This window comes from Kribbella sp. NPDC048837, from assembly GCF_055586945.1.
Window position 1 is genome coordinate 305,794 of sequence record NZ_JBVJHF010000003.1, and the last position, 18,607, is coordinate 324,400.

17 protein-coding genes are annotated in these 18,607 nt (G+C 70.2%); 11 read left to right on the plus strand and 6 right to left on the minus strand.

The window, feature by feature from the left end:
* Positions 1 to 4 precede the first annotated feature (4 nt).
* The 4 genes from ACZ6O0_RS17075 to ACZ6O0_RS17090 are packed head-to-tail and all read right to left on the minus strand — an operon-like array spanning position 5 to position 3,649.
* Positions 5 to 343: a non-heme iron oxygenase ferredoxin subunit gene (locus ACZ6O0_RS17075; protein WP_360372023.1), complete on the minus strand. Its 339-nt coding sequence runs from the start codon at positions 341 to 343 to the stop codon at positions 5 to 7.
* Positions 340 to 1,542, minus strand: coding sequence for a Fe-S cluster assembly protein SufD (sufD, locus tag ACZ6O0_RS17080; protein ID WP_465765862.1), 1,203 nt, complete (start codon positions 1,540 to 1,542; stop codon positions 340 to 342). The genes ACZ6O0_RS17075 and sufD overlap by 4 nt, the downstream gene beginning before the upstream one ends.
* Complete coding sequence (gene sufB, locus ACZ6O0_RS17085; RefSeq protein ID WP_465680397.1) at positions 1,542 to 2,954, minus strand: Fe-S cluster assembly protein SufB; 1,413 nt, start codon at positions 2,952 to 2,954, stop codon at positions 1,542 to 1,544. The genes sufD and sufB overlap by 1 nt, the downstream gene beginning before the upstream one ends.
* Entirely contained in the window at positions 2,951 to 3,649 is a 699-nt protein-coding gene (locus ACZ6O0_RS17090) for a helix-turn-helix transcriptional regulator (protein WP_465766420.1), read from the minus strand. Before ACZ6O0_RS17090 ends, sufB begins: the two co-directional genes overlap by 4 nt.
* A 154-nt stretch (positions 3,650 to 3,803) precedes the next feature.
* On the opposite strand from ACZ6O0_RS17090, the gene ACZ6O0_RS17095 reads away from it, so the two are divergent.
* Genes ACZ6O0_RS17095 through ACZ6O0_RS17105 form a run of 3 tightly spaced genes read left to right on the plus strand, consistent with a single transcriptional unit; the run spans position 3,804 to position 6,254 of the window.
* Positions 3,804 to 4,523 carry an ABC transporter ATP-binding protein gene (locus tag ACZ6O0_RS17095; protein WP_465765863.1) on the plus strand — a complete coding sequence of 240 codons (720 nt, stop codon included), beginning with the start codon at positions 3,804 to 3,806 and terminating at the stop codon, positions 4,521 to 4,523.
* Positions 4,523 to 5,308, plus strand: a complete 786-nt coding sequence (locus tag ACZ6O0_RS17100) for an ABC transporter permease (RefSeq protein ID WP_465765864.1) — start codon at positions 4,523 to 4,525, stop codon at positions 5,306 to 5,308. The genes ACZ6O0_RS17095 and ACZ6O0_RS17100 overlap by 1 nt, the downstream gene beginning before the upstream one ends.
* Before the next feature lie 19 nt (positions 5,309 to 5,327).
* The gene (locus ACZ6O0_RS17105; RefSeq protein ID WP_465765865.1) at positions 5,328 to 6,254 is read left to right on the plus strand and encodes a COX15/CtaA family protein; all 927 of its coding nucleotides are present in this window, start codon (positions 5,328 to 5,330) and stop codon (positions 6,252 to 6,254) included.
* Between the two features lie 26 nt (positions 6,255 to 6,280).
* Here the strand turns inward: ACZ6O0_RS17105 and ACZ6O0_RS17110 are convergent, their stop codons facing one another.
* Positions 6,281 to 7,384 (minus strand): ScyD/ScyE family protein, encoded by a 1,104-nt coding sequence (locus ACZ6O0_RS17110; RefSeq protein WP_465765866.1) that lies wholly within the window; start codon positions 7,382 to 7,384, stop codon positions 6,281 to 6,283.
* Between the two features lie 117 nt (positions 7,385 to 7,501).
* Entirely contained in the window at positions 7,502 to 8,416 is a 915-nt protein-coding gene (locus tag ACZ6O0_RS17115) for a heme o synthase (protein ID WP_465766421.1), read from the minus strand.
* A gap of 287 nt (positions 8,417 to 8,703) precedes the next feature.
* Here ACZ6O0_RS17115 and tkt point away from each other — a divergent pair, with 287 nt between their 5' ends.
* The 8 genes from tkt (at position 8,704) to ACZ6O0_RS17155 (ending at position 18,594) form a co-directional block, all read left to right on the plus strand.
* The gene (gene tkt, locus ACZ6O0_RS17120; protein WP_465765867.1) at positions 8,704 to 10,875 is read left to right on the plus strand and encodes a transketolase; all 2,172 of its coding nucleotides are present in this window, start codon (positions 8,704 to 8,706) and stop codon (positions 10,873 to 10,875) included.
* Positions 10,876 to 10,911: 36 nt separating this feature from the next.
* Positions 10,912 to 12,021 (plus strand): transaldolase, encoded by a 1,110-nt coding sequence (gene tal, locus ACZ6O0_RS17125; protein WP_465765868.1) that lies wholly within the window; start codon positions 10,912 to 10,914, stop codon positions 12,019 to 12,021.
* Positions 12,018 to 13,601, plus strand: coding sequence for a glucose-6-phosphate isomerase (locus tag ACZ6O0_RS17130; protein ID WP_465765869.1), 1,584 nt, complete (start codon positions 12,018 to 12,020; stop codon positions 13,599 to 13,601). The genes tal and ACZ6O0_RS17130 overlap by 4 nt, the downstream gene beginning before the upstream one ends.
* Positions 13,602 to 13,625: 24 nt before the next feature.
* A complete protein-coding gene (zwf, locus tag ACZ6O0_RS17135) occupies positions 13,626 to 15,176 on the plus strand; it encodes a glucose-6-phosphate dehydrogenase (protein WP_465765870.1) in 1,551 nt (516 codons plus the stop codon).
* Complete coding sequence (locus ACZ6O0_RS17140) at positions 15,173 to 16,366, plus strand: glucose-6-phosphate dehydrogenase assembly protein OpcA (RefSeq protein ID WP_465765871.1); 1,194 nt, start codon at positions 15,173 to 15,175, stop codon at positions 16,364 to 16,366. Before zwf ends, ACZ6O0_RS17140 begins: the two co-directional genes overlap by 4 nt.
* Positions 16,363 to 17,112, plus strand: coding sequence for a 6-phosphogluconolactonase (gene pgl / locus ACZ6O0_RS17145; protein ID WP_465765872.1), 750 nt, complete (start codon positions 16,363 to 16,365; stop codon positions 17,110 to 17,112). The genes ACZ6O0_RS17140 and pgl overlap by 4 nt, the downstream gene beginning before the upstream one ends.
* A 42-nt stretch (positions 17,113 to 17,154) precedes the next feature.
* Complete coding sequence (locus ACZ6O0_RS17150) at positions 17,155 to 17,961, plus strand: isocitrate lyase/PEP mutase family protein (protein ID WP_465765873.1); 807 nt, start codon at positions 17,155 to 17,157, stop codon at positions 17,959 to 17,961.
* 81 nt (positions 17,962 to 18,042) lie between these two features.
* Positions 18,043 to 18,594 carry a hypothetical protein gene (locus ACZ6O0_RS17155; protein WP_465765874.1) on the plus strand — a complete coding sequence of 184 codons (552 nt, stop codon included), beginning with the start codon at positions 18,043 to 18,045 and terminating at the stop codon, positions 18,592 to 18,594.
* The last annotated feature ends 13 nt before the right edge of the window (positions 18,595 to 18,607 follow it).

The window sequence follows — 18,607 nt, forward strand, 5'->3', positions numbered from 1 at the left end:
CGCTTTACAGGGATGTCTGGTTCAGGGGGTTCTTGACGTCGACGAGTACGTCGTCACCGTCCAGCCGGACCGGGTACACCGGCACCGGTTCGTACGCGGGCAGACTGGTCGGCTCGCCGGTGCGCAGGTCGAAGCGGGAGCCGTGCAGCCAGCACTCGATCTCGCACTCACCGACGTCGCCCTCGGACAGCTGGATCTGCGCGTGCGAGCACTCGTCCCGCACCGCGAAGTACTGTCCCTCGCTCTTCACGACCGCGACCTCGACGCCACCGACCTCGACGGGGATCACTCCCTCGTCCGGTACGTCGGTGGCGGCGCAGGCGCGCTCGAAGGTGTCGCTCACTGGCCGACGACCGCCTTGGCCGATGCGCTCAACTCCGCGGCCCGCGCGAGCTTCTCCTCGATCACGTCGTGCAGGTGCTCGGCGACCTCGGGGACGCCGATCTTGCCGATGATGTCGTTGAAGAAGCCGGACACCACCAGCCGCCGGGCCGCGTCCTCGGGGATGCCGCGGGCCTGCAGGTAGAACAGCTGCTCGTCGTCGAAGCGGCCGGTCGCGGACGCGTGCCCGGCGCCCTCGATCTCGCCGGTCTCGATCTCGAGGTTCGGCACCGAGTCGGCACGCGCCCCGTCGGTCAGGACCAGGTTCCGGTTCAGCTCGAAGGTGTTCGTGCCCTCAGCGGCGGCGCGGATCAGCACGTCGCCGATCCACACCGACCGGGCGTTGTCACCGGCCAGCGCACCCTTGTAGATCACGTTGCTCTTGCAGTGGGTGGCCTCGTGGTCGACGAACAGCCGGTTCTCGTGGTGCTGACCCGACTCGGCGAAGTACACGCCCAAGAGCTCCGCGTCGCCACCAGGCCCGGCGTACCGGACGTTCGTGGCGACCCGGACGACCCTCCCGCCGAGGGTGACGACCACGTGGTGGAGCTTCGCGTCCCGGCCGACCAGCGCGTCGTGCTGGGCGAGGTGGATCGACTCGTGGTCGGCCTGCTGGATGCTGACGACCCGCAGGTCGGCACCGTCGCCGGTGACGATCTCGACGTTGCTGCCCAGCTCGCCGGCGCCGGTGTGATCGATGATCACGATCGCGCGGCTGTGCCGCCCGGCGTCCACGATCAGGTGGGTGAAGCCGCGGGCGCCGAGGCCCGCGACATTCACGTGCACCGGCTCGGTCAGCTCGGCCTCGACCGGGATCCGCACCGCGAACGCCCCGCCGGCCTGGTTCCAGGCGATGGCGGCCGACCGGTCCTGCGGCTTGCCGACCTGCAGCGAGTCGGCGGCCACCGTCTCGAACACGACGCCCTCGGGTCCGCTCGCGTCGATCTTCGGGGTCTCGCTGCCGGCCGCGTCGTCGAACAGTGCCTTGAGCTGCTTGACCGGGGTGAAGCGCCACTCCTCCTCGCGCCCGTTCGGCACCGCGAAGTCGGCCACGTCGTACGACGTCGGCCGCTCACTGCGGGCCTGGAGCGGGACCGGCGAACCCGGCCCGTGGGAGTGCGCCTTGTTACCGGTGGCAACAAGGGTTTCAGCGGCGGACATCAGCCGACGGCCCCTTCCATCTGCAGCTCGATCAAACGGTTCAGTTCCAGCGCGTACTCCATCGGGAGCTCGCGGGCGATCGGCTCGATGAAGCCGCGGACGATCATCGCCATCGCCTCGTCCTCGGCCATGCCCCGGCTCATCAGGTAGAAGAGCTGGTCGTCGCTGACCTTGGACACGGTCGCCTCGTGCCCCATCGCCACGTCGTCCTCGCGGACGTCGACGTACGGGTAGGTGTCCGAGCGGCTGATGGTGTCGACCAGCAGCGCGTCACAGCGCACCGTGGACTTGCTGTGGTGCGAGCCCGGCGCCACCTCGACCAGACCGCGGTACGACGTCCGGCCGCCGCCGCGGGCCACCGACTTCGACACGATCGAGCTCGACGTGTACGGCGCGTTGTGCACCATCTTCGAACCGGCGTCCTGGTGCTGGCCCTCGCCGGCGAACGCGACCGACAGGGTCTCGCCCTTGGCGTGCTCGCCCATCAGGTAGACGGCCGGGTACTTCATCGTCACCTTGGAGCCGATGTTGCCGTCGATCCACTCCATCGTCGCGCCCTCTTCGCAGGTGGCGCGCTTGGTGACCAGGTTGTAGACGTTGTTCGACCAGTTCTGGATCGTCGTGTAGCGGCAGCGGGCGCCCTTCTTCACGATGATCTCGACCACCGCGGAGTGCAGCGAGTCCGACTTGTAGATCGGCGCCGTACAGCCCTCGACGTAGTGCACGTAGGCGCCCTCGTCGACGATGATCAGGGTCCGCTCGAACTGGCCCATGTTCTCGGTGTTGATCCGGAAGTAGGCCTGCAGCGGGATGTCCACCTTGACGCCCTTGGGCACGTAGATGAACGAGCCGCCGGACCAGACCGCCGTGTTCAGCGAGGCGAACTTGTTGTCGCCGACCGGGATGACGGAGCCGAAGTACTCCTGGAAGATCTCCGGGTGCTCGCGCAGGCCGGTGTCGGTGTCCAGGAAGATGACGCCCTGGGCCTCCAGATCCTCACGGATCTGGTGGTAGACGACCTCCGACTCGTATTGCGCGGCGACTCCGGCGACCAGGCGCTGCTTCTCCGCCTCGGGGATGCCGAGCTTGTCGTAGGTGTTCTTGATGTCCTCGGGCAGCTCTTCCCAGCTGGTGGCCTGCTTCTCCGTCGAGCGGACGAAGTACTTGATGTTGTCGAAGTCGATCCCGGACAGGTCCGCACCCCACGACGGCATCGGCTTGCGGTCGAAGAGCTTCAGGCCCTTCAGGCGCAGGTCGAGCATCCACTCCGGCTCGTTCTTGAGGGCGGAGATGCCCCGCACCACGTCGGTGCTGAGGCCGCGCTGGGCGACCGCGCCGGCGGCGTCGGAGTCGGCCCAGCCGTACTGGTAGTTACCGAGGCCTTCCAGTTCGGGGTGAGCGGTTTGCGTCATCGAGTCCTCGCAGATTCGCCGTCGATTTCAGGGGCAGTCACCGGCTGGGGGCCGGGGATGTGAGTCGTGCAAACACCGTCGCCGTGGGCGATGGTGGCCAATCGCTGGACGTGCTTGCCGAGCAACCGCGAGAAGACCTCGGTCTCGGCCTCGCACAACTGGGGGAACTGCTCGGCCACGTGCGCGACCGGGCAGTGGTGCTGGCAGAGCTGCTCGCCGTGCGCGGCCTTCGCCGTGGACGCGGCGTATCCGTCCCCGGTGAGGGCCTCGGCGAGTGCCTCCGCCTTGGTGCTCTCGGGGGCCGCGTCGACCAGCTCCCGGTACCGCTGCTCCACGTCGGCGACGCGACGCCGGGCGAATTCCGCGACCGCCTCGTCACCGCCGGCCTCGGCGATGAACCGCATCGCGGTGGCCGCCAGGTCGTCGTACGCCTGGTGGAACGCGTGCCGGCCGGTGTCGGTCAGCACGAAGACCTTCGCGGGGCGGCCGCGGCCGCGCGGGCCGTAGACACGCTCCTCGCGGGACTCGACCAGGCCCTCGTCGAGCAGGTGGTCGAGGTGCCGGCGGACCGCCGCCGGCGTCAGCTCCAGGCGCTCGGCGAGCACCGCGGCGCTGGACGGACCGTTGGTCAGGATCGAGCGGGCGACCCGGTCCCGGGTGGACTCGTCCCGCGTCACGGCCGTGCCCGCGGGCACCGGTCCGTTCGTCGCAGGAGTTTTCACAACATCAGTGTCGCGTAATTCACCGACGCCTTCAAATAAGGCTGCCCTAACCGGTTCGGGCGCTCACGCGGAGTCAGAAGACCGGGCGTGAGCGACGTCACGTTCGGCCGTTCTCTATGCTGCCGTTGTGCCAGTCGCGGTGGAGATCGACAACCTCGTCGTGCGGTACGGCGAGAAAGCCGCGGTCGACGGTCTCAGTCTCACCGTAACCGGCGGCACGGTGACGTCCGTGCTCGGCCCCAACGGCGCCGGCAAGACCACGACCGTGGAGAGCTGTGAGGGGTTCCGGCGGCCGGACTCCGGCCGGGTCCGGGTGCTCGGGCTGGACCCGATCGCGAACCACGACGAGCTGATGCCCCGGATCGGGGTGATGCTCCAGGAGGGCGGCGCCTGGTCCGGCGTCCGGGCGATCGAGATGCTCCGGTACGTCGCCACCCTGCACAGCCACCCGCTCGACATCCCGGCACTGGTCGAGCGACTCGACCTGGGCAGCTGCGGCCGGACGCCGTACCGGCGGTTGTCGGGTGGGCAGAAGCAGCGGCTGTCGTTCGCGCTGGCGATCGTCGGCCGGCCGGAGATCGCGTTCCTGGACGAGCCGACCACCGGGCTGGACCCGCACGGCCGGCGGGAGATCTGGCAGCTGATCCGCGACCTGCGCGACGACGGCGTGACCGTCGTCCTCACCACGCACGCGATGGACGAGGCCGAGCAGCTGTCCGACCAGGTGCACGTGGTGTCCGCCGGCAAGGTGATCGCCTCCGGTACGCCGGACGCGCTGACCCAGCACCACACGAAGTCGCTCGAGGACGTGTTCCTCGAGCTGACCGCGCCGAAGCGAGGGAACTGATGAGCGCCGAGGCGGCCTACGCACCGCGGCCGGGGAGCGCGCCGTGGCCCCGGAAGGTGCTGGCCCACGCCCGGATGGAGTTCAAGCTGCTCATCCGCAACGGCGAGCAGCTGCTGCTGGCCCTGGTGATCCCGCTGGGCCTCCTCCTGCTGCTGGGCGGCACGGGACTCGGCGACCGGCTCCCCCTCGGTGACGGTCCGGCCGTCGACCAGGCCGTCCCGCGCGTGCTCGCGCTGGCGGTGCTGTCGTCGTCCTTCACCTCGCTGGCGATCGCGACCGGATTCGAGCGGCGGTACGGCGTGATCAAACGCCTCGGCGCCTCCCCGCTGTCCCGGACCGGACTCCTCGCCGGCAAGATCGGCGCGGTCCTGGTCGTCCAGGTGATCCAGCTCGCCGTCCTGATCGGTGCCGGCTTCGCCCTCGGATGGGACCCGGCCGGCGGAGTCAACGCCGTGTTCGGTGTGATCCTGATGGTTCTCTGCGGTACGGCGGCGTTCGCCTCACTCGGCCTGTTGATGGCCGGTGTCCTGCGCGCCGAAGCCACGCTGGCCGCCGCGAACCTGCTGTATCTGCTGTTGCTCGTGGGTGGCGCGATCCTCACGCCCGTCGACGAGTACCCGGCCGGTATGCAAGGCGTCGTACGCCTGTTGCCGAGTGCGGCGCTGGCCAACGGGTTGGCGAACTCGACCGTCGAAGGGGTGATCCCGTGGGCGGCCGCACTGTCGCTGGCGCTGTGGGCCGCCGTGCTGGGCTACCTGGTCTCCCGGACGTTCCGATGGGACTGACCTTTAGAGTGTGCCGGTGATGAGCACGGAGACCCCGCCACAAGAGACCGAGCCAGTCAGCGGATTCTGGCGACTGGTGCCCGAGCCGAGCCTGGACACCGTCCGGCACTGGGGCTGGGCCTCGGTGGTGGCGAACATCGGCATCGTGGTGACCGGTGGTCTGGTCCGGCTGACCGGCTCCGGCCTCGGCTGCCCGACCTGGCCGTCGTGCACGGACCAGTCGTACGTACCGCACGCCGCGCTCGGGATCCACGGCGCGATCGAGTTCGGCAACCGGATGCTCGGCTTCGTGGTCGCGGTGATCGCGATCTGCACGTGGCTCGTGGTGATGCGGTACCGCCCGGTCCGGCACGACTTGCGCCGGCTCGCCACGGCGGCCGCGCTCGGCGTCCCGTTGCAGGCGGTGATCGGCGGCATCAGCGTGCTGACCGGCCTGAACCCGTGGATCGTGTCGGCCCACTTCCTCGTTTCACCGGTGATCATCACGCTGACGGTCTCGCTGATGCGCCGGTCGCGGACCAGTCCGTACCCGCACACTCCCCCGGTCGTCCGGGCGCTCGCGACCGCCAGTGTGGTGGCGGTCTGGCTGACCGTTGCCCTCGGCACCTTGGTCACCGGTGCCGGTCCGCATTCGGGTGATCCCGACACCGGACGGAACGGGTTCAACGAGGAGCTGATCAGTCAGCTGCACGCGGATGTCGTGTTCGGCCTGCTGGGGATCACGATCGCGCTGGTGATCGCCACGCGGGTGACCGCGACGTCACGCACGTTGCGGAAGCTGGCCGCGTGGTTGCTGGCGATGGAACTGCTGCAGGGCGCCGTCGGCTTCACGCAGTACTTCACCGGCCTGCCCTGGGGCCTGGTGCTGGTGCACATGTTCTTCGCCGGCCTGCTCATCGCCCTGGTGACAGCGGTGTACGCCGAACGCGGTACGCCCGCGACGTAGTCCACGCCGCGGGCGCACCGCTCAGGTCACTTCACCTTGTAGACCGCACCCGGCCCGAAGACCGGTCCGGCGACGTACAAGTCACCCCATCTGCTCCAGGCGGTACCGCCGGGCAGGTTGAGCTGGCCGCGCACGAGTTCCTTCTTGAACCCGGCCTTGTGGTGCCTGCCGGGGAACTGCAGGTACAGCGAACCGATCGTCGAGCCGCCGAGCTCGAACTGGAGCCAGCTGTCCCGCGCCAGCTGCACCACGGAGAGCACGCCACGTGGTCCGCCGGCCAGGTCGACGATCGACGTGTAACCGTCCGCGTACCGCTGGCAGTTGCCCTTGCTGGGCCTCTCCGGGTCGCACACCGCACCCACCGAGCCCGGCTTGATCCGCCAGATCTGCGACGTGCCCGGAGTCGCGGGGAAGCCCCGGAGCTCACCGACGTACCAGTAGCCGTCCGAACCGACCGTGACCGACGTCGCGACCGCCTCGGAGTTGATCGGCGTGCCGGCGGGCGGCAGCGGGTTGCCTTCCGGATCCGTGGCCGGCAGACCGGACGGGACCTTGACGACGCGCGGCTTGAGCCGGGCGACGGTCTTGATCTTGCCGTTCGGCCAGACCCGCAGCAGATCGTTGTTCGCGGCATCGGACACCAGGACCGTGCCGTCGTTCAGCGCCGCGACACCGAACGGGTTGGACTCCGTCGGCGAGTCGGCCTGGTTGTACGGGTCCGGATCGGTGGCCTGATACTTCCCGATGTCGGCCACGACGACCGGCGACTTGCCGGGCCCGCGGAGCCGGAACAGGCTCGCGCCGCCCGGTGGGATGTCACCCTCCGGGCCGCCACCGCCGGTCAGGGCGTACGTCACGCCCCGCTTGCTCGTGTCGATCGCCGGTGCGAAGCCGCCCGGCACCTGGCCGAGCTTGACGGTCTTCTTGCCGTTGGTCGCGTACACCGAACCGTCGGTGACGCTGTAGATGACGCTGTGCCCAAACGTCGACACCCCCCGCGGACCGTCGAGACCCGTTGCCACCGGCTTCAAACTGCTGTGTGAGCCACCGGCGTCGGCCTGTCCCGCGACCAGCACGGACCCGGCGAGCGCCAGTGCTGCGACCGCGGCGATGCGTGTTCGAACCCCCATGTGTCCCCCTGCATCTGTGTCTCCCCAGATGTGGAACCCCCCACAGACAGGGCCCCATCGCAACATCAAGTCACGATGAGGTCAACAGGAGGACTCCCCGCGCCCGGGGCACAACGCTCAGTGCAGCAAGGGATCCAGGGCCGCGGCGATGAACAACAGCGCCAGGTAGATGTTCGAGAAGTGGAACAGCCGCATCGGCCGCAGGGCCGCGCCTTCGGCGCCGGTGTGGGCCCGGAGCAACAACGCGCGGGCCTCGCGCAGGAAGACCACGCCGAGCGCGATCGCGGCCAGCGGGTAGACGAAACCGGTGTCGGCGATCGGCCACAGCGCGACCGACGTGATCACCATCACCACCGAGTACGCCATGATCTGGCGGGCGGTGGCGACCGGCGTGGCGACCACGGGCAGCATCGGTACGTCGACCGACGCGTAGTCCTCGCGGTAGCGCATCGCGAGCGACCAGGTGTGCGGCGGGGTCCAGAAGAACACCACCAGGAACAGCACGATCGGCGTCCAGGCCAGCTCGTTGGTGACCGCGGTCCAGCCGATCAGGGTCGGGAAGCAGCCGGCGATCCCGCCCCAGACGATGTTCTGCACGGTCCGGCGCTTGAGCACCATCGTGTAGCCGAACACGTAGAACAGGTTCGCGGCCAGCGCCAGGCCCGAGGACAGCCAGTTGACGAAGAACCCGAGCTCGAGCGTGGCCAGCACGCCGAGGACGACGCCGAAGACCGTCGCCGAGCGCGGGCTGACCGCGTGCCGCGGCAGCGGCCGGCGCCGGGTCCGGCGCATCTGCTCGTCGATGTCGCGGTCCAGCACGCAGTTGATCGTGTTGGCGCTGCCGGAGGCCAGGATGCCGCCGACCAGGGTGGCCACGACGACGCCGAGGCCGGGCACTCCCCCGGCGGCCAGGAACATCACCGGCACCGTGGTGATCAGCAGCAGCTCGATGATGCGTGGCTTGGTCAGACCGACGTACGCCTTCACCACGTCGCGCACCGACGGACTCACCACAGCAGGAGCGTCCACCAGCGGCGTCGGGTACGACGTCGTCGCGGCTGGACGCGGGTCGACGGCCGTCACGAACACCTCGAAAGCAGTGGGTTGACGCCGGACCTCCGGCGCTGACGATTCGACAGTCTACGACGCCCCGTAGGAGGGTCGAGCCACCCCCCTGGGTGAGTCCGGGAACAACGATGTACATGTCCGAGTTGCTTGTCTGTGAGAAGCCCGAAACGTGCTGGCGAGTAGGCTCCTGGCGGAGGACCAGTACGGGTGTCCCAGGTATGTAGGTAGCCATCGAGAGGAGCGCCGGCGGCGTGACGGAGAAGACCAGCCCCAAGCTTGAATGGACCGAGCTCGACCAGCGCGCGGTCGACACCGTGCGGGTGCTCGCGATGGACGCGGTCGAGAAGGTCGGCAACGGCCACCCCGGGACGGCGATGAGCCTGGCTCCGGCGGCGTACCTGCTGTTCCAGAAGGTGATGCGGCACAACCCGGCGGACCCGCACTGGGCCGGCCGGGACCGGTTCGTGCTCTCGGCCGGTCACTCCAGCCTCACCCTCTACATCCAGCTCTACCTGGCCGGGTTCGGCCTCGAGCTGGACGACCTGGAGTCGCTGCGGACCTGGGGCAGCAGGACCCCGGGCCACCCGGAGTACGCCCATACCCCCGGCGTCGAGACGACCACCGGCCCGCTCGGCCAGGGCGTCGGCAACGCGGTCGGCATGGCGATGGCGGCCCGCCGCGAGCGCGGCCTGCTCGAGCCCGAGGCGGCCCCCGGCGACGGCGTGTTCGACCACCAGATCTACGTGATCGCGTCGGACGGCGACCTGGAGGAAGGCGTCTCGTCCGAGGCGTCCTCGCTGGCCGGTCACCAGCAGCTCGGCAACCTCACGGTGATCTACGACGCGAACAAGATCTCGATCGAGGACGACACCGACATCGCGTTCTCCGAGGACGTCGCCGCCCGCTACGCGGCGTACGGCTGGCACGTCCAGGACGTGGACTGGACCAACGGCGGCACCGGCTACGAGGAGAACGTCCAGGCTCTGTACGACGCCATCGAGGCGGCCCGGGCGGTCACCGACAAGCCGAGCTTCATCCGGCTGCACACGATCATCGGCTGGCCGGCCCCGACCAAGCAGAACACCGGCAAGATCCACGGGTCGGCACTCGGTGCCGAGGAGGTCGCCGCGACCAAGAAGGTCCTCGGCTGGGACCCGGAGCAGAGCTTCCAGGTCGCCGACGACGTGATCGCGCACACCCGGCAGGCCCTGGAGCGCGGCAAGGCCCTCGAGGCCGAGTGGACCACGAAGTACGACGCCTGGAAGGCCGCGAACCCGGAGCGGTCCGCGCTGCTCGACCGGCTGTCGAAGCGGGAGCTGCCGGCCGGCTGGAAGGACGCGCTGCCGAGCTGGGAGGCCGACGCGAAGGGTGTCGCCACCCGGGCCGCCTCCGGTGACGTGCTGACCAAGCTGTCGCCCGAGCTGCCCGAGCTCTGGGGCGGCTCGGCCGACCTCGCGGGGTCGAACAACACCACCCCGAAGGGCCAGCCGTCCTTCATCCCGGCCGAGTTCTCCACCAAGGAGTTCCAGGGCGACGAGTACGGCCGGGTCCTGCACTTCGGCATCCGCGAGCACGGCATGGGCTCGGTGCTGAACGGCATCGCCCTGCACGGCCTGACCCGCCCGTACGGCGGCACCTTCCTGGTCTTCAGCGACTACATGCGCCCGTCGGTCCGGCTGGCCGCGCTGATGCGGCTCCCGGTCACCTACGTGTGGACGCACGACTCGATCGGTCTCGGCGAGGACGGCCCGACGCACCAGCCGGTCGAGCACCTGTCGGCGCTGCGGGCCATCCCCGGGCTGGACGTCGTACGCCCCGGTGACGCGAACGAGACGGCGGCCGCGTGGGCCGCGATCCTCGAGCACACCGACCGCCCGGCCGGCCTGGCGCTGACCCGGCAGAACGTGCCGACGTTCCCGCGCGGCACCGACGGCTTCGCCACCACCGAGAACGTCAAGAAGGGCGGCTACACGCTGCTCGACACCGACGGCACGCCGGACGTGGTGCTGATCGGCACCGGTTCGGAGCTGCAGCTGGCCGTCGAGGCCCGGAACACGCTGGCCGCCGAGGGCATCAAGGCGCGCGTCGTCTCGATGGTCTCCCGCGAGTGGTTCGACGAGCAGGACGAGGCGTACCGCGAGTCCGTCATCCCGGCGGACGTCCGGGCCCGCGTCTCGGTCGAGGCCGGGATCGCGCAGAGCTGGCACGACATCGTCGGCGACGCCGGCCGCACGGTCAGCCTCGAGCACTACGGCGCGTCGGCCGCCTACCAGACGCTGTACGACGAGTTCGGCATCACCGCCGGCGCCGTCGTCCAGGCAGCCAAGGACAGCATCGCCGCGGCCGCCGCGATCAGCGGCCCGGGCGTGCCGCCCAAGCGCGCCGCGGCCGGCCCGGTCGGACCCGCCGACGCCGCCAACTGAGACACCCACAACAGAACATTTCGGAAGGCTTCGGACATGAACGATCGCTTGAAAGCACTCGCTGACGCGGGTGTCTCCATCTGGCTCGACGACCTCTCCCGGGAGCGGCTGGCCAGCGGCAGCCTGGCCACCCTGATCCAGGACAAGCACGTCGTCGGCGTGACCACCAACCCGACCATCTTCGCCAAGGCCATCTCCGACGCCGACGCGTACGCCGAGCAGGTGTCCCGGCTGGCCGCCGACGGCGTCACGACCGACCTGGCGATCCGGGCCATCACCACCGACGACGTCCGGGACGCCGCCGACCTCTTCAAGCCGATCTACGACGACACCGAGGGCCAGGACGGCCGGGTCTCGATCGAGGTCGAGCCGAGCCTGGCGCACGACACCGCGAAGACGATCGAGCAGGCCAAGCTGCTCTGGGACATCGTCGGCCGGGAGAACGTCTTCGTGAAGATCCCCGCCACCAAGGCGGGCCTGCCGGCGATCACCGCGACGCTGGCCGCCGGGATCAGCGTGAACGTGACGCTGATCTTCTCCCTCGACCGCTACAAGGCCGTCGTGGACGCCTTCCTGAGCGGCCTCGAGCAGGCGATCGAGAACGGCCACGACGTGACCAACCTGGCCAGCGTCGCGTCGTTCTTCGTCAGCCGCGTCGACACCGAGGTGGACAAGCGGCTGGACGCGATCGGCACCGACGAGGCGAAGGCGCTCAAGGGCAAGGCCGCGATCGCCAACGCCCGGCTCGCGTTCGAGGCGTACGAGGAGATCTTCGACACCGACCGCTGGCGCGAGATCGAGACCGCCGGCGCCAAGCCGCAGCGCCCGCTGTGGGCCTCCACCGGCACCAAGGACCCGTCGTACTCCCCCACCCTGTACGTCGACAACCTGGTCACCAGCGGCGTCGTCAACACGATGCCTGAGGCAACCATCAAGGCGGTCGAGGAGCACAGCGAGTTCTCCGGGGACACGGTCCGCGGCGACTACGCGGCCGACCGCAAGGTGATCGACGACCTGGAGAAGCTGGGCATCTCGTACGACGAGGTCGTGCAGGTGCTCGAGGACGAGGGCGTGGCGAAGTTCGACGCGTCCTGGTCGGAGCTGCAGGACACCGTCACCGCGGCACTGAAGGGTGCGGCCAAGTGAGCGCTCCGCGGGTCAGCACGCAGAACGGCGACTGGGCCGAGGTGGTCGGCAAGCTGGTCGACGAGAAGATCGCGTCCCGGATCGCCGCGAAGGACGCGACGATCTGGGGCCCGGACGCCGAGTCCGAGGCGTCGATCCGGCTCGGCTGGGTCGACCTGCACGAGACCTCGCGGCCGCTGCTGGCCGAGATCGAGGCCCTGCAGGCGGACCTGCGGTCCGAGGGCCTGGACCGGATCGTGCTGTCCGGCATGGGCGGCTCGTCGCTGGCGCCCGAGGTGATCACCCGGACCGCCGGCGTGGAGCTCGTCGTGCTGGACTCGACCGACCCGAGCGTGGTCGGCCGGGCGCTGGCGGGCGACCTGTCGAAGACCGTCATCGTGGTGTCCAGCAAGTCCGGCGGGACGGTCGAGACGGACAGCCACCGGCGGACGTTCGTCAAGGCGTTCACCGACGCGGGCATCGACGCCGCGTCGCGGGTCGTCGTGGTGACGGACCCGGGCTCGCCGTTCGAGAAGCTGTCGGCCGACGAGGGCTACCGCAAGACGTTCCTGGCCGACCCGAACGTGGGCGGCCGCTACAGCGCACTGACCGCGTTCGGACTGGTTCCGTCCGGTCTGGCCGGCGCTGACATCGCGGAGCTGCTCGACCAGGCGGCGGAGGCCGCCCCGGAGCTGCAGGCCGACTCGACGGACAACCCGGCCCTGTGGCTGGGTGCCGTGCTCGCGGCGAGTGCGGGCCGGGACAAGGCGATCATCACGGCCGACGGGTCCGACATCGTCGGGTTCCCGGACTGGGCCGAGCAGCTGATCGCGGAGAGCACCGGCAAGCAGGGCACCGGCGTACTGCCGGTCGCGGTCGAGATCGGCGCGCCGGAGCTGCGCAGCGAGGCGGCCGACCTGACCAACGCGCTGCTCGCGGAGAAGGCGACGAGCGGTGTGCCGACGGCGCTGACCTCGGGCTCGCTCGGTGGTCAGTTCCTGCTCTGGGAGATGGCGACGGCCGTGGCCGGCTACCTGCTGGGCATCGACCCGTTCGACCAGCCGGACGTGGAGAGCGCGAAGAAGGCCGCTCGCGGTCTGCTCGACGCTCAGCCCGAGCCGGAGGCGGCGGCCTTCACCGACGGTGTCGTCGAGGTCCGTGGCTCCGAGGGCCTGCTGGACGGCGTGGACTCGCTGCAGGGCGCGGTCGACGCGCTGCTGGGCAAGCTCGACGCGGTCGGCTACCTGGCCGTGATGGCGTACCTGGACTCCGAGCGCGATGCCGGCCTGGCGGCGATCCGTCCGGCGCTGGCGACCCGCACGGGCCGTCCGGTGACCTTCGGCTGGGGTCCGCGGTTCCTGCACTCGACCGGTCAGTACCACAAGGGCGGCCACCCGCAGGGCGTGTTCCTGCAGATCACCGCGGCACACCCGGCGGACGTGGAAATCCCCGATCGGCCGTTCACGTTCGGCACACTGATCTCGGCGCAGGCCGCCGGGGACGCGAACGTGCTCGCCGAGCGCGGCCGTCCGGTTCTGCGGCTGCACCTGACGGACCCGGCGAACGGCGTACAACAGCTCCTGTCCCTGTTCGGAAACTAGACAACTCTCGGAGGGAAGCGGCTGATGACCGCTGAGCTCGACGACGGGCCGGCCGGCCCGGTGAACCCGCTGCGGGACCCGCAGGACCGGCGGCTGCCGCGGATCGCCGGGCCGTGCAGCCTGGTGATCTTCGGGGTCACCGGCGACCTGGCCCGCAAGAAGCTGATGCCGGCGGTCTACGACCTGGCGAACCGGGGGCTGCTGCCCCCGGGGTTCGCCCTGGTCGGGTTCGCCCGCCGCGACTACACCAACCAGGACTTCGCCCAGATCGTGCACGACTCGGTGAAGGAGCACGCCCGGACCCCGTTCCGCGAGGAGGTCTGGCAGCAGCTCGCCGAGGGCTTCCGGTTCGTGCCGGGTGACCTGACCGACGACGAGGCGTTCAAGCGGCTGCGGGAGACCGTGGACGAGCTGGACGTCACCCGCGGTACCGGTGGCAACCACGCCTTCTACCTGTCGATCCCGCCGGGCCTGTTCCCGGAGGTCGTGCGGCAACTGTCCGAGCACGGGCTGACCGACGATCTCCCGGGATCGTGGCGGCGAGTGGTGATCGAGAAGCCGTTCGGACACGACCTGAAGAGCGCGCGGGAGCTGAACCGCGTGGTCGAGTCGGTGTTCCCGCCCGAGGCGGTCTTCCGGATCGACCACTACCTGGGCAAGGAAACCGTCCAGAACATGCTGGCGCTGCGGTTCGCCAACGCGATGTTCGAGCCGGTGTGGAACAGCCACTACGTCGACCACGTCCAGATCACGATGGCCGAGGACATCGGCATCGGCGGCCGGGCGGGGTACTACGACGGCATCGGCGCGGCCCGCGACGTGATCCAGAACCACCTGCTCCAACTGCTCGCGCTGGTCGCGATGGAGGAGCCGGTCAGCTTCGACGCCTGGTCGCTGCGCCAGGAGAAGAAGAAGGTCCTCGCCGCGGTGCAACTGCCCGAGCGTCTGGACCTGCACTCGGCCCGCGGTCAGTACGCGGCGGGCTGGGCCGGCGGTACCAAGGTGAAGGGCTACCTGCAGGAAGACGGCATCCCGGCGTCCTCCGCGACCGAGACCTTCGCCGCGCTGCGCGTCGACGTGGACACCCGCCGCTGGGCCGGTGTGCCGTTCTACCTGCGGACCGGCAAGCGCCTCGGCCGCCGGGTGACCGAGGTCGCGGTGATGTTCAAGCGCGCGCCGCACCTGCCGTTCAGCAAGACCGAGACCGAGGAGCTCGGCCAGAACGCGCTGGTCCTGCGGATCCAGCCGGACGAGGGCATCACCATGCGCTTCGGCGCGAAGGTGCCCGGCACCGCGATGGAGATCCGCGACGTGAACATGGACTTCCAGTACGGCGGTTCGTTCACCGAGTCCTCGCCCGAGGCGTACGAGCGGCTCATCCTCGACGTCCTGCTCGGCGACCCGCCGCTGTTCCCGCAGCACACCGAGGTGGAGCTGGGCTGGAAGATCCTCGACCCGGTGATCAACTACTGGGCCGAGCACGGCAAGCCCGAGCAGTACGAGCCGGGTGCCTGGGGTCCGCCGTCCGCCCACGAGATGCTCGCCCGCGACGGACGCGCCTGGAGGCGGCCATGATCATCGACCTCACCGACACGACGTCGAGCGAGATCGCGTCGGCGCTGCTGCGGGCCCGCCGGAACGCCGGCTCGCCGGCCATGGGCATGGTCGGCACGATCGTGGTGGTCGTCGACGAGGCGTCCCACCACGACGCGATGAAGGCCGCGAACGAGGCCGGTCGCGAACACCCGTCCCGCGTTCTGGTCGCGATCCTGCGCCCCGGCCGGGGTGCGTCCAGCCTGGACGCCGAGGTGCGGATCGGCGAGGGCATCCCCGGCGAGGCCGTGCTGCTCCGGCTGCACGGTGAGCTGGCCAAGGTGCCGGAGTCCGTGGTGACGCCGTTGCTCCTGCCCGACTCGCCCGTCGTCGTCTGGTGGCCGGGTGGCGGGCCGAAGGTTCCGGCCGACGACCCGCTGGGCCGGCTCGGCCGGCGCCGGGTGACCGACGCGGCCGCGACCCGTCGCGCATCGGTCGACTTCACCGCGCGGGCCGAGGGCTACAAACCCGGCGACACCGACTTCGCCTGGGCCCGGCTGACCCCGTGGCGCGCGCTGATGGCGGCTGCCCTGGACCAGTACCCGACCAAGGTGACGGGCGCCGAGGTCGTGTCGGCGAAGGGCAACCCGAGTGCGGACCTGATGGCCGCGTGGCTGCAGTGCCGGCTGGGCGTCCCGGTCGAGCAGAAGAACTCGCGTGGTCCGGGCGTCACCGCCGTACGCATGTTCACGCCGTCGGGACCGATCGCGCTGACCCGGCCGGATGGCTCGGTGGCGACGTTCAGCATCCCGGGGCAGCCGGACCGGCCGGTGGCGTTGAAGCGCCGTACGACGTCCGAGCTGCTGAGCGAGGAGCTGCGGCGGCTCGACCCGGACGACGTGTACGCGAAGACGCTGGCGTGCATGGTCGTCCGGGAGAACATGCCGGAAGCCGAGAAGAAGGTCGACGCGGTCGACCGGCGGTCGGTGCAGTCCGCGGTGTCCAGGGCGGCGGCCCGGACGGCCGGAGCCTCGCCGGCTCCGGCGAAGAAGGCGGCCGCGAAGGTTGCGGCCGGGAAGTCCGGGGCGAAGAAGGCGACCGTACGCAAGGCGGCAGCGAAGAAGACTGCGGCCAGGAAGACCGTCGCCAAGAAGGCCGGGACCACGAAGACCGGGACCTCGAAGGCCGCGGTGAAGAAGACGGCGGGCAAGCGGGTGGCGGGGCGCTCATGAGCACCCCGTCCGTCCTGCTGAACCGCGACGCCGAGGGCCTGGCCCACGCCGTCGCGGCACGCCTGATCACCGCGCTGATCGATGCCCAGAGCAACGGTCGGGTCGCGCAGGTGGTGCTGACCGGTGGTCGCGTCGCGGCCGTCGTCCACCGGGCCGTCGCGGAGTCGCCGGCCCGGAGCGCGATCGACTGGCGCCGGGTCGAGTTCTGGTGGGGTGACGAGCGCTTCCTGCCCGACGGCGATCCGGACCGCAACGAGACGCAGGCGCGGGACGCTCTGCTCTCGCACGTGGACGTGGACCCGGCCCGGGTCCACCCCATGCCGGCGGACACGGGCCAGGGCGCCGAGGCGGCAGCGTCGTCCTACGCGGCCGAGTTGGCCGCGGCCATGGGTGCCGGGGATCGGGACGGCGTACCGACGTTCGACGTACTCATGCTCGGCGTCGGTCCCGATGGCCATGTGGCGTCGCTCTTCCCGGGCTTTCCCCAGGTGAAGATCACCGACGTCGCCGCGGTCGCGGTCCACGACTCCCCCAAGCCCCCGCCGACCAGGGTGTCCCTCACTCTCCCGGCCATCGACCGGGCCCGCGAGGTCTGGTTCGTCGTCTCCGGCGAGGACAAGGCAGACGCCGTCGCCAAAGCGCTGTCTGGCGGCGACGTCCCCGCGGCGAGCCCGCGTGGCCTCGAGCGCACCCTTTGGTTACTGGACGAAGCAGCCGCTGGAGGGCTCTCGAAGAGTCAAGGCTGAGTTCGGCGGGGGCCGAACTGACGAGGTGACAGACTCGGCGGTATGACGAGTTTTCGCGACCTGCACAGCGGTCACTTCGTGATGCCGAACGCCTGGGATGCCGGCAGCGCGATGTTGCTGGCGGCGGCCGGGTTTCCGGCGATCGCGACCACGAGTGCCGGGATCGCGTTCTCCTTGGCGAAGGGGGATCACACGCTGCCCGATGGCGCGCCGTCGGTGTCGCGGGAGGTGATGGTCGAGCGGATCCGCGAGATCACCGCGGTGAGCGCCGTATCGGTGAACGGCGACCTCGAGGACGGGTACGGCGCAGAGCCCGAGCAGGTCGCGGACACGATCGCCCTGGCCCGCGAGGCCGGGCTGGCCGGCGGGAACATCGAGGACTACGACGGTCGGGAGCTGTACGACGCCGAGCTGTCCGTCGAGCGGATCGTCGCGGCGCGCGAGGCGGCCGGCGACGACTTCGTGCTGACCGCCAGGACCGACGGCCAGTTGCTGCGTACGCCAACGTCGCTCAGCGACTCGATCGACCGCGCCAACCGCTTCCGCGCAGCCGGCGCCGACTGCCTCTATGTGCCTGGTGTCAACGACCTCGACACCATCCGCACACTCGTCCGCGAGATCGACGGCCCGCTGAACGTCGTGATGGGCCTGGGTACGTCGACTCTCACCGTGGCCGACCTGCAGTCCGCCGGCGTCGCCCGGATCAGCCTCGGCGGCAGCATCGCCCGGGCCGCCCTCGGCTTCGTCCGCCGCAGCGCGGAGGAACTCGCCACGAAGGGCACCATCAGCTTCGCCGCCGACCAGATCCCCCAGGCCGAGCTCAACCAGCTGTTCGCCCGCCACCCGTAGTTGTCAGCCGGGCTCCCCTGGGAGGACAGTCTGGTCGTACAGGGGGCAACGATGGCTGAGTCCGAACCAAGTCTGGGCAGGGTGGCGATCGTCCATGGGATCGTCGGCCTCGCCACCTGCTTCTGCCTGATCCTGCTCTACCTCGGCGCCGGCGCGTTCGGCCCGATCAACGACGTCGGCAACGGCGTACTGGGGCTGCTCAGCGCCGCGCTGGCCTGGCGCTGCCACCAGGCCGGACTGACCGCTGGGCGCGCGTTCGTCGGCATTGCGGCGCTCGGCGCCGTGATCACCGTCGTCGGCTCGATCCTGGTCCTGACCGACGCGACCGGGTACTTTCTCGCCGGCCTGGTGTCTGGCCTCGGGTTCGCGGTGATCGGGATCTGGCTGGTCGCCGTCAACCGGCGCTCCGACGAACCGTTGCCCAGCCGGCTGCGGACAGCCGGCCTGATCGCCGGCGTCGTGATGCTGCTGGGCTTCGTCAACGCACCCGGCATCGCCATGGGTCTCGACGACATGAACACCGCGCCTGCCTGGACCTACCTCGGCGGCCTCAGCTGGGCAGGCATCTACCTGCTCTTCCCGATCTGGAGCCTCCGCCTCGCCGGCACGACCGCAGTCCCCCGGCCGAACTGACCCGAACGCCGAC

Bases quoted from the DNA above. Each gene is read 5' to 3' on its own strand.
- sufD (WP_465765862.1), bottom strand. From the start codon at position 1,542: ATGTCCGCCGCTGAAACCCTTGTTGCCACCGGTAACAAGGCGCACTCC.
- sufB (WP_465680397.1), bottom strand. From the start codon at position 2,954: ATGACGCAAACCGCTCACCCCGAACTGGAAGGCCTCGGTAACTACCAG.
- ACZ6O0_RS17100 (WP_465765864.1), top strand. From the start codon at position 4,523: ATGAGCGCCGAGGCGGCCTACGCACCGCGGCCGGGGAGCGCGCCGTGG.
- ACZ6O0_RS17105 (WP_465765865.1), top strand. From the start codon at position 5,328: ATGAGCACGGAGACCCCGCCACAAGAGACCGAGCCAGTCAGCGGATTC.
- ACZ6O0_RS17110 (WP_465765866.1), bottom strand. From the start codon at position 7,384: ATGGGGGTTCGAACACGCATCGCCGCGGTCGCAGCACTGGCGCTCGCC.
- tal (WP_465765868.1), top strand. From the start codon at position 10,912: ATGAACGATCGCTTGAAAGCACTCGCTGACGCGGGTGTCTCCATCTGG.
- zwf (WP_465765870.1), top strand. From the start codon at position 13,626: ATGACCGCTGAGCTCGACGACGGGCCGGCCGGCCCGGTGAACCCGCTG.
- ACZ6O0_RS17140 (WP_465765871.1), top strand. From the start codon at position 15,173: ATGATCATCGACCTCACCGACACGACGTCGAGCGAGATCGCGTCGGCG.
- pgl (WP_465765872.1), top strand. From the start codon at position 16,363: ATGAGCACCCCGTCCGTCCTGCTGAACCGCGACGCCGAGGGCCTGGCC.
- ACZ6O0_RS17150 (WP_465765873.1), top strand. From the start codon at position 17,155: ATGACGAGTTTTCGCGACCTGCACAGCGGTCACTTCGTGATGCCGAAC.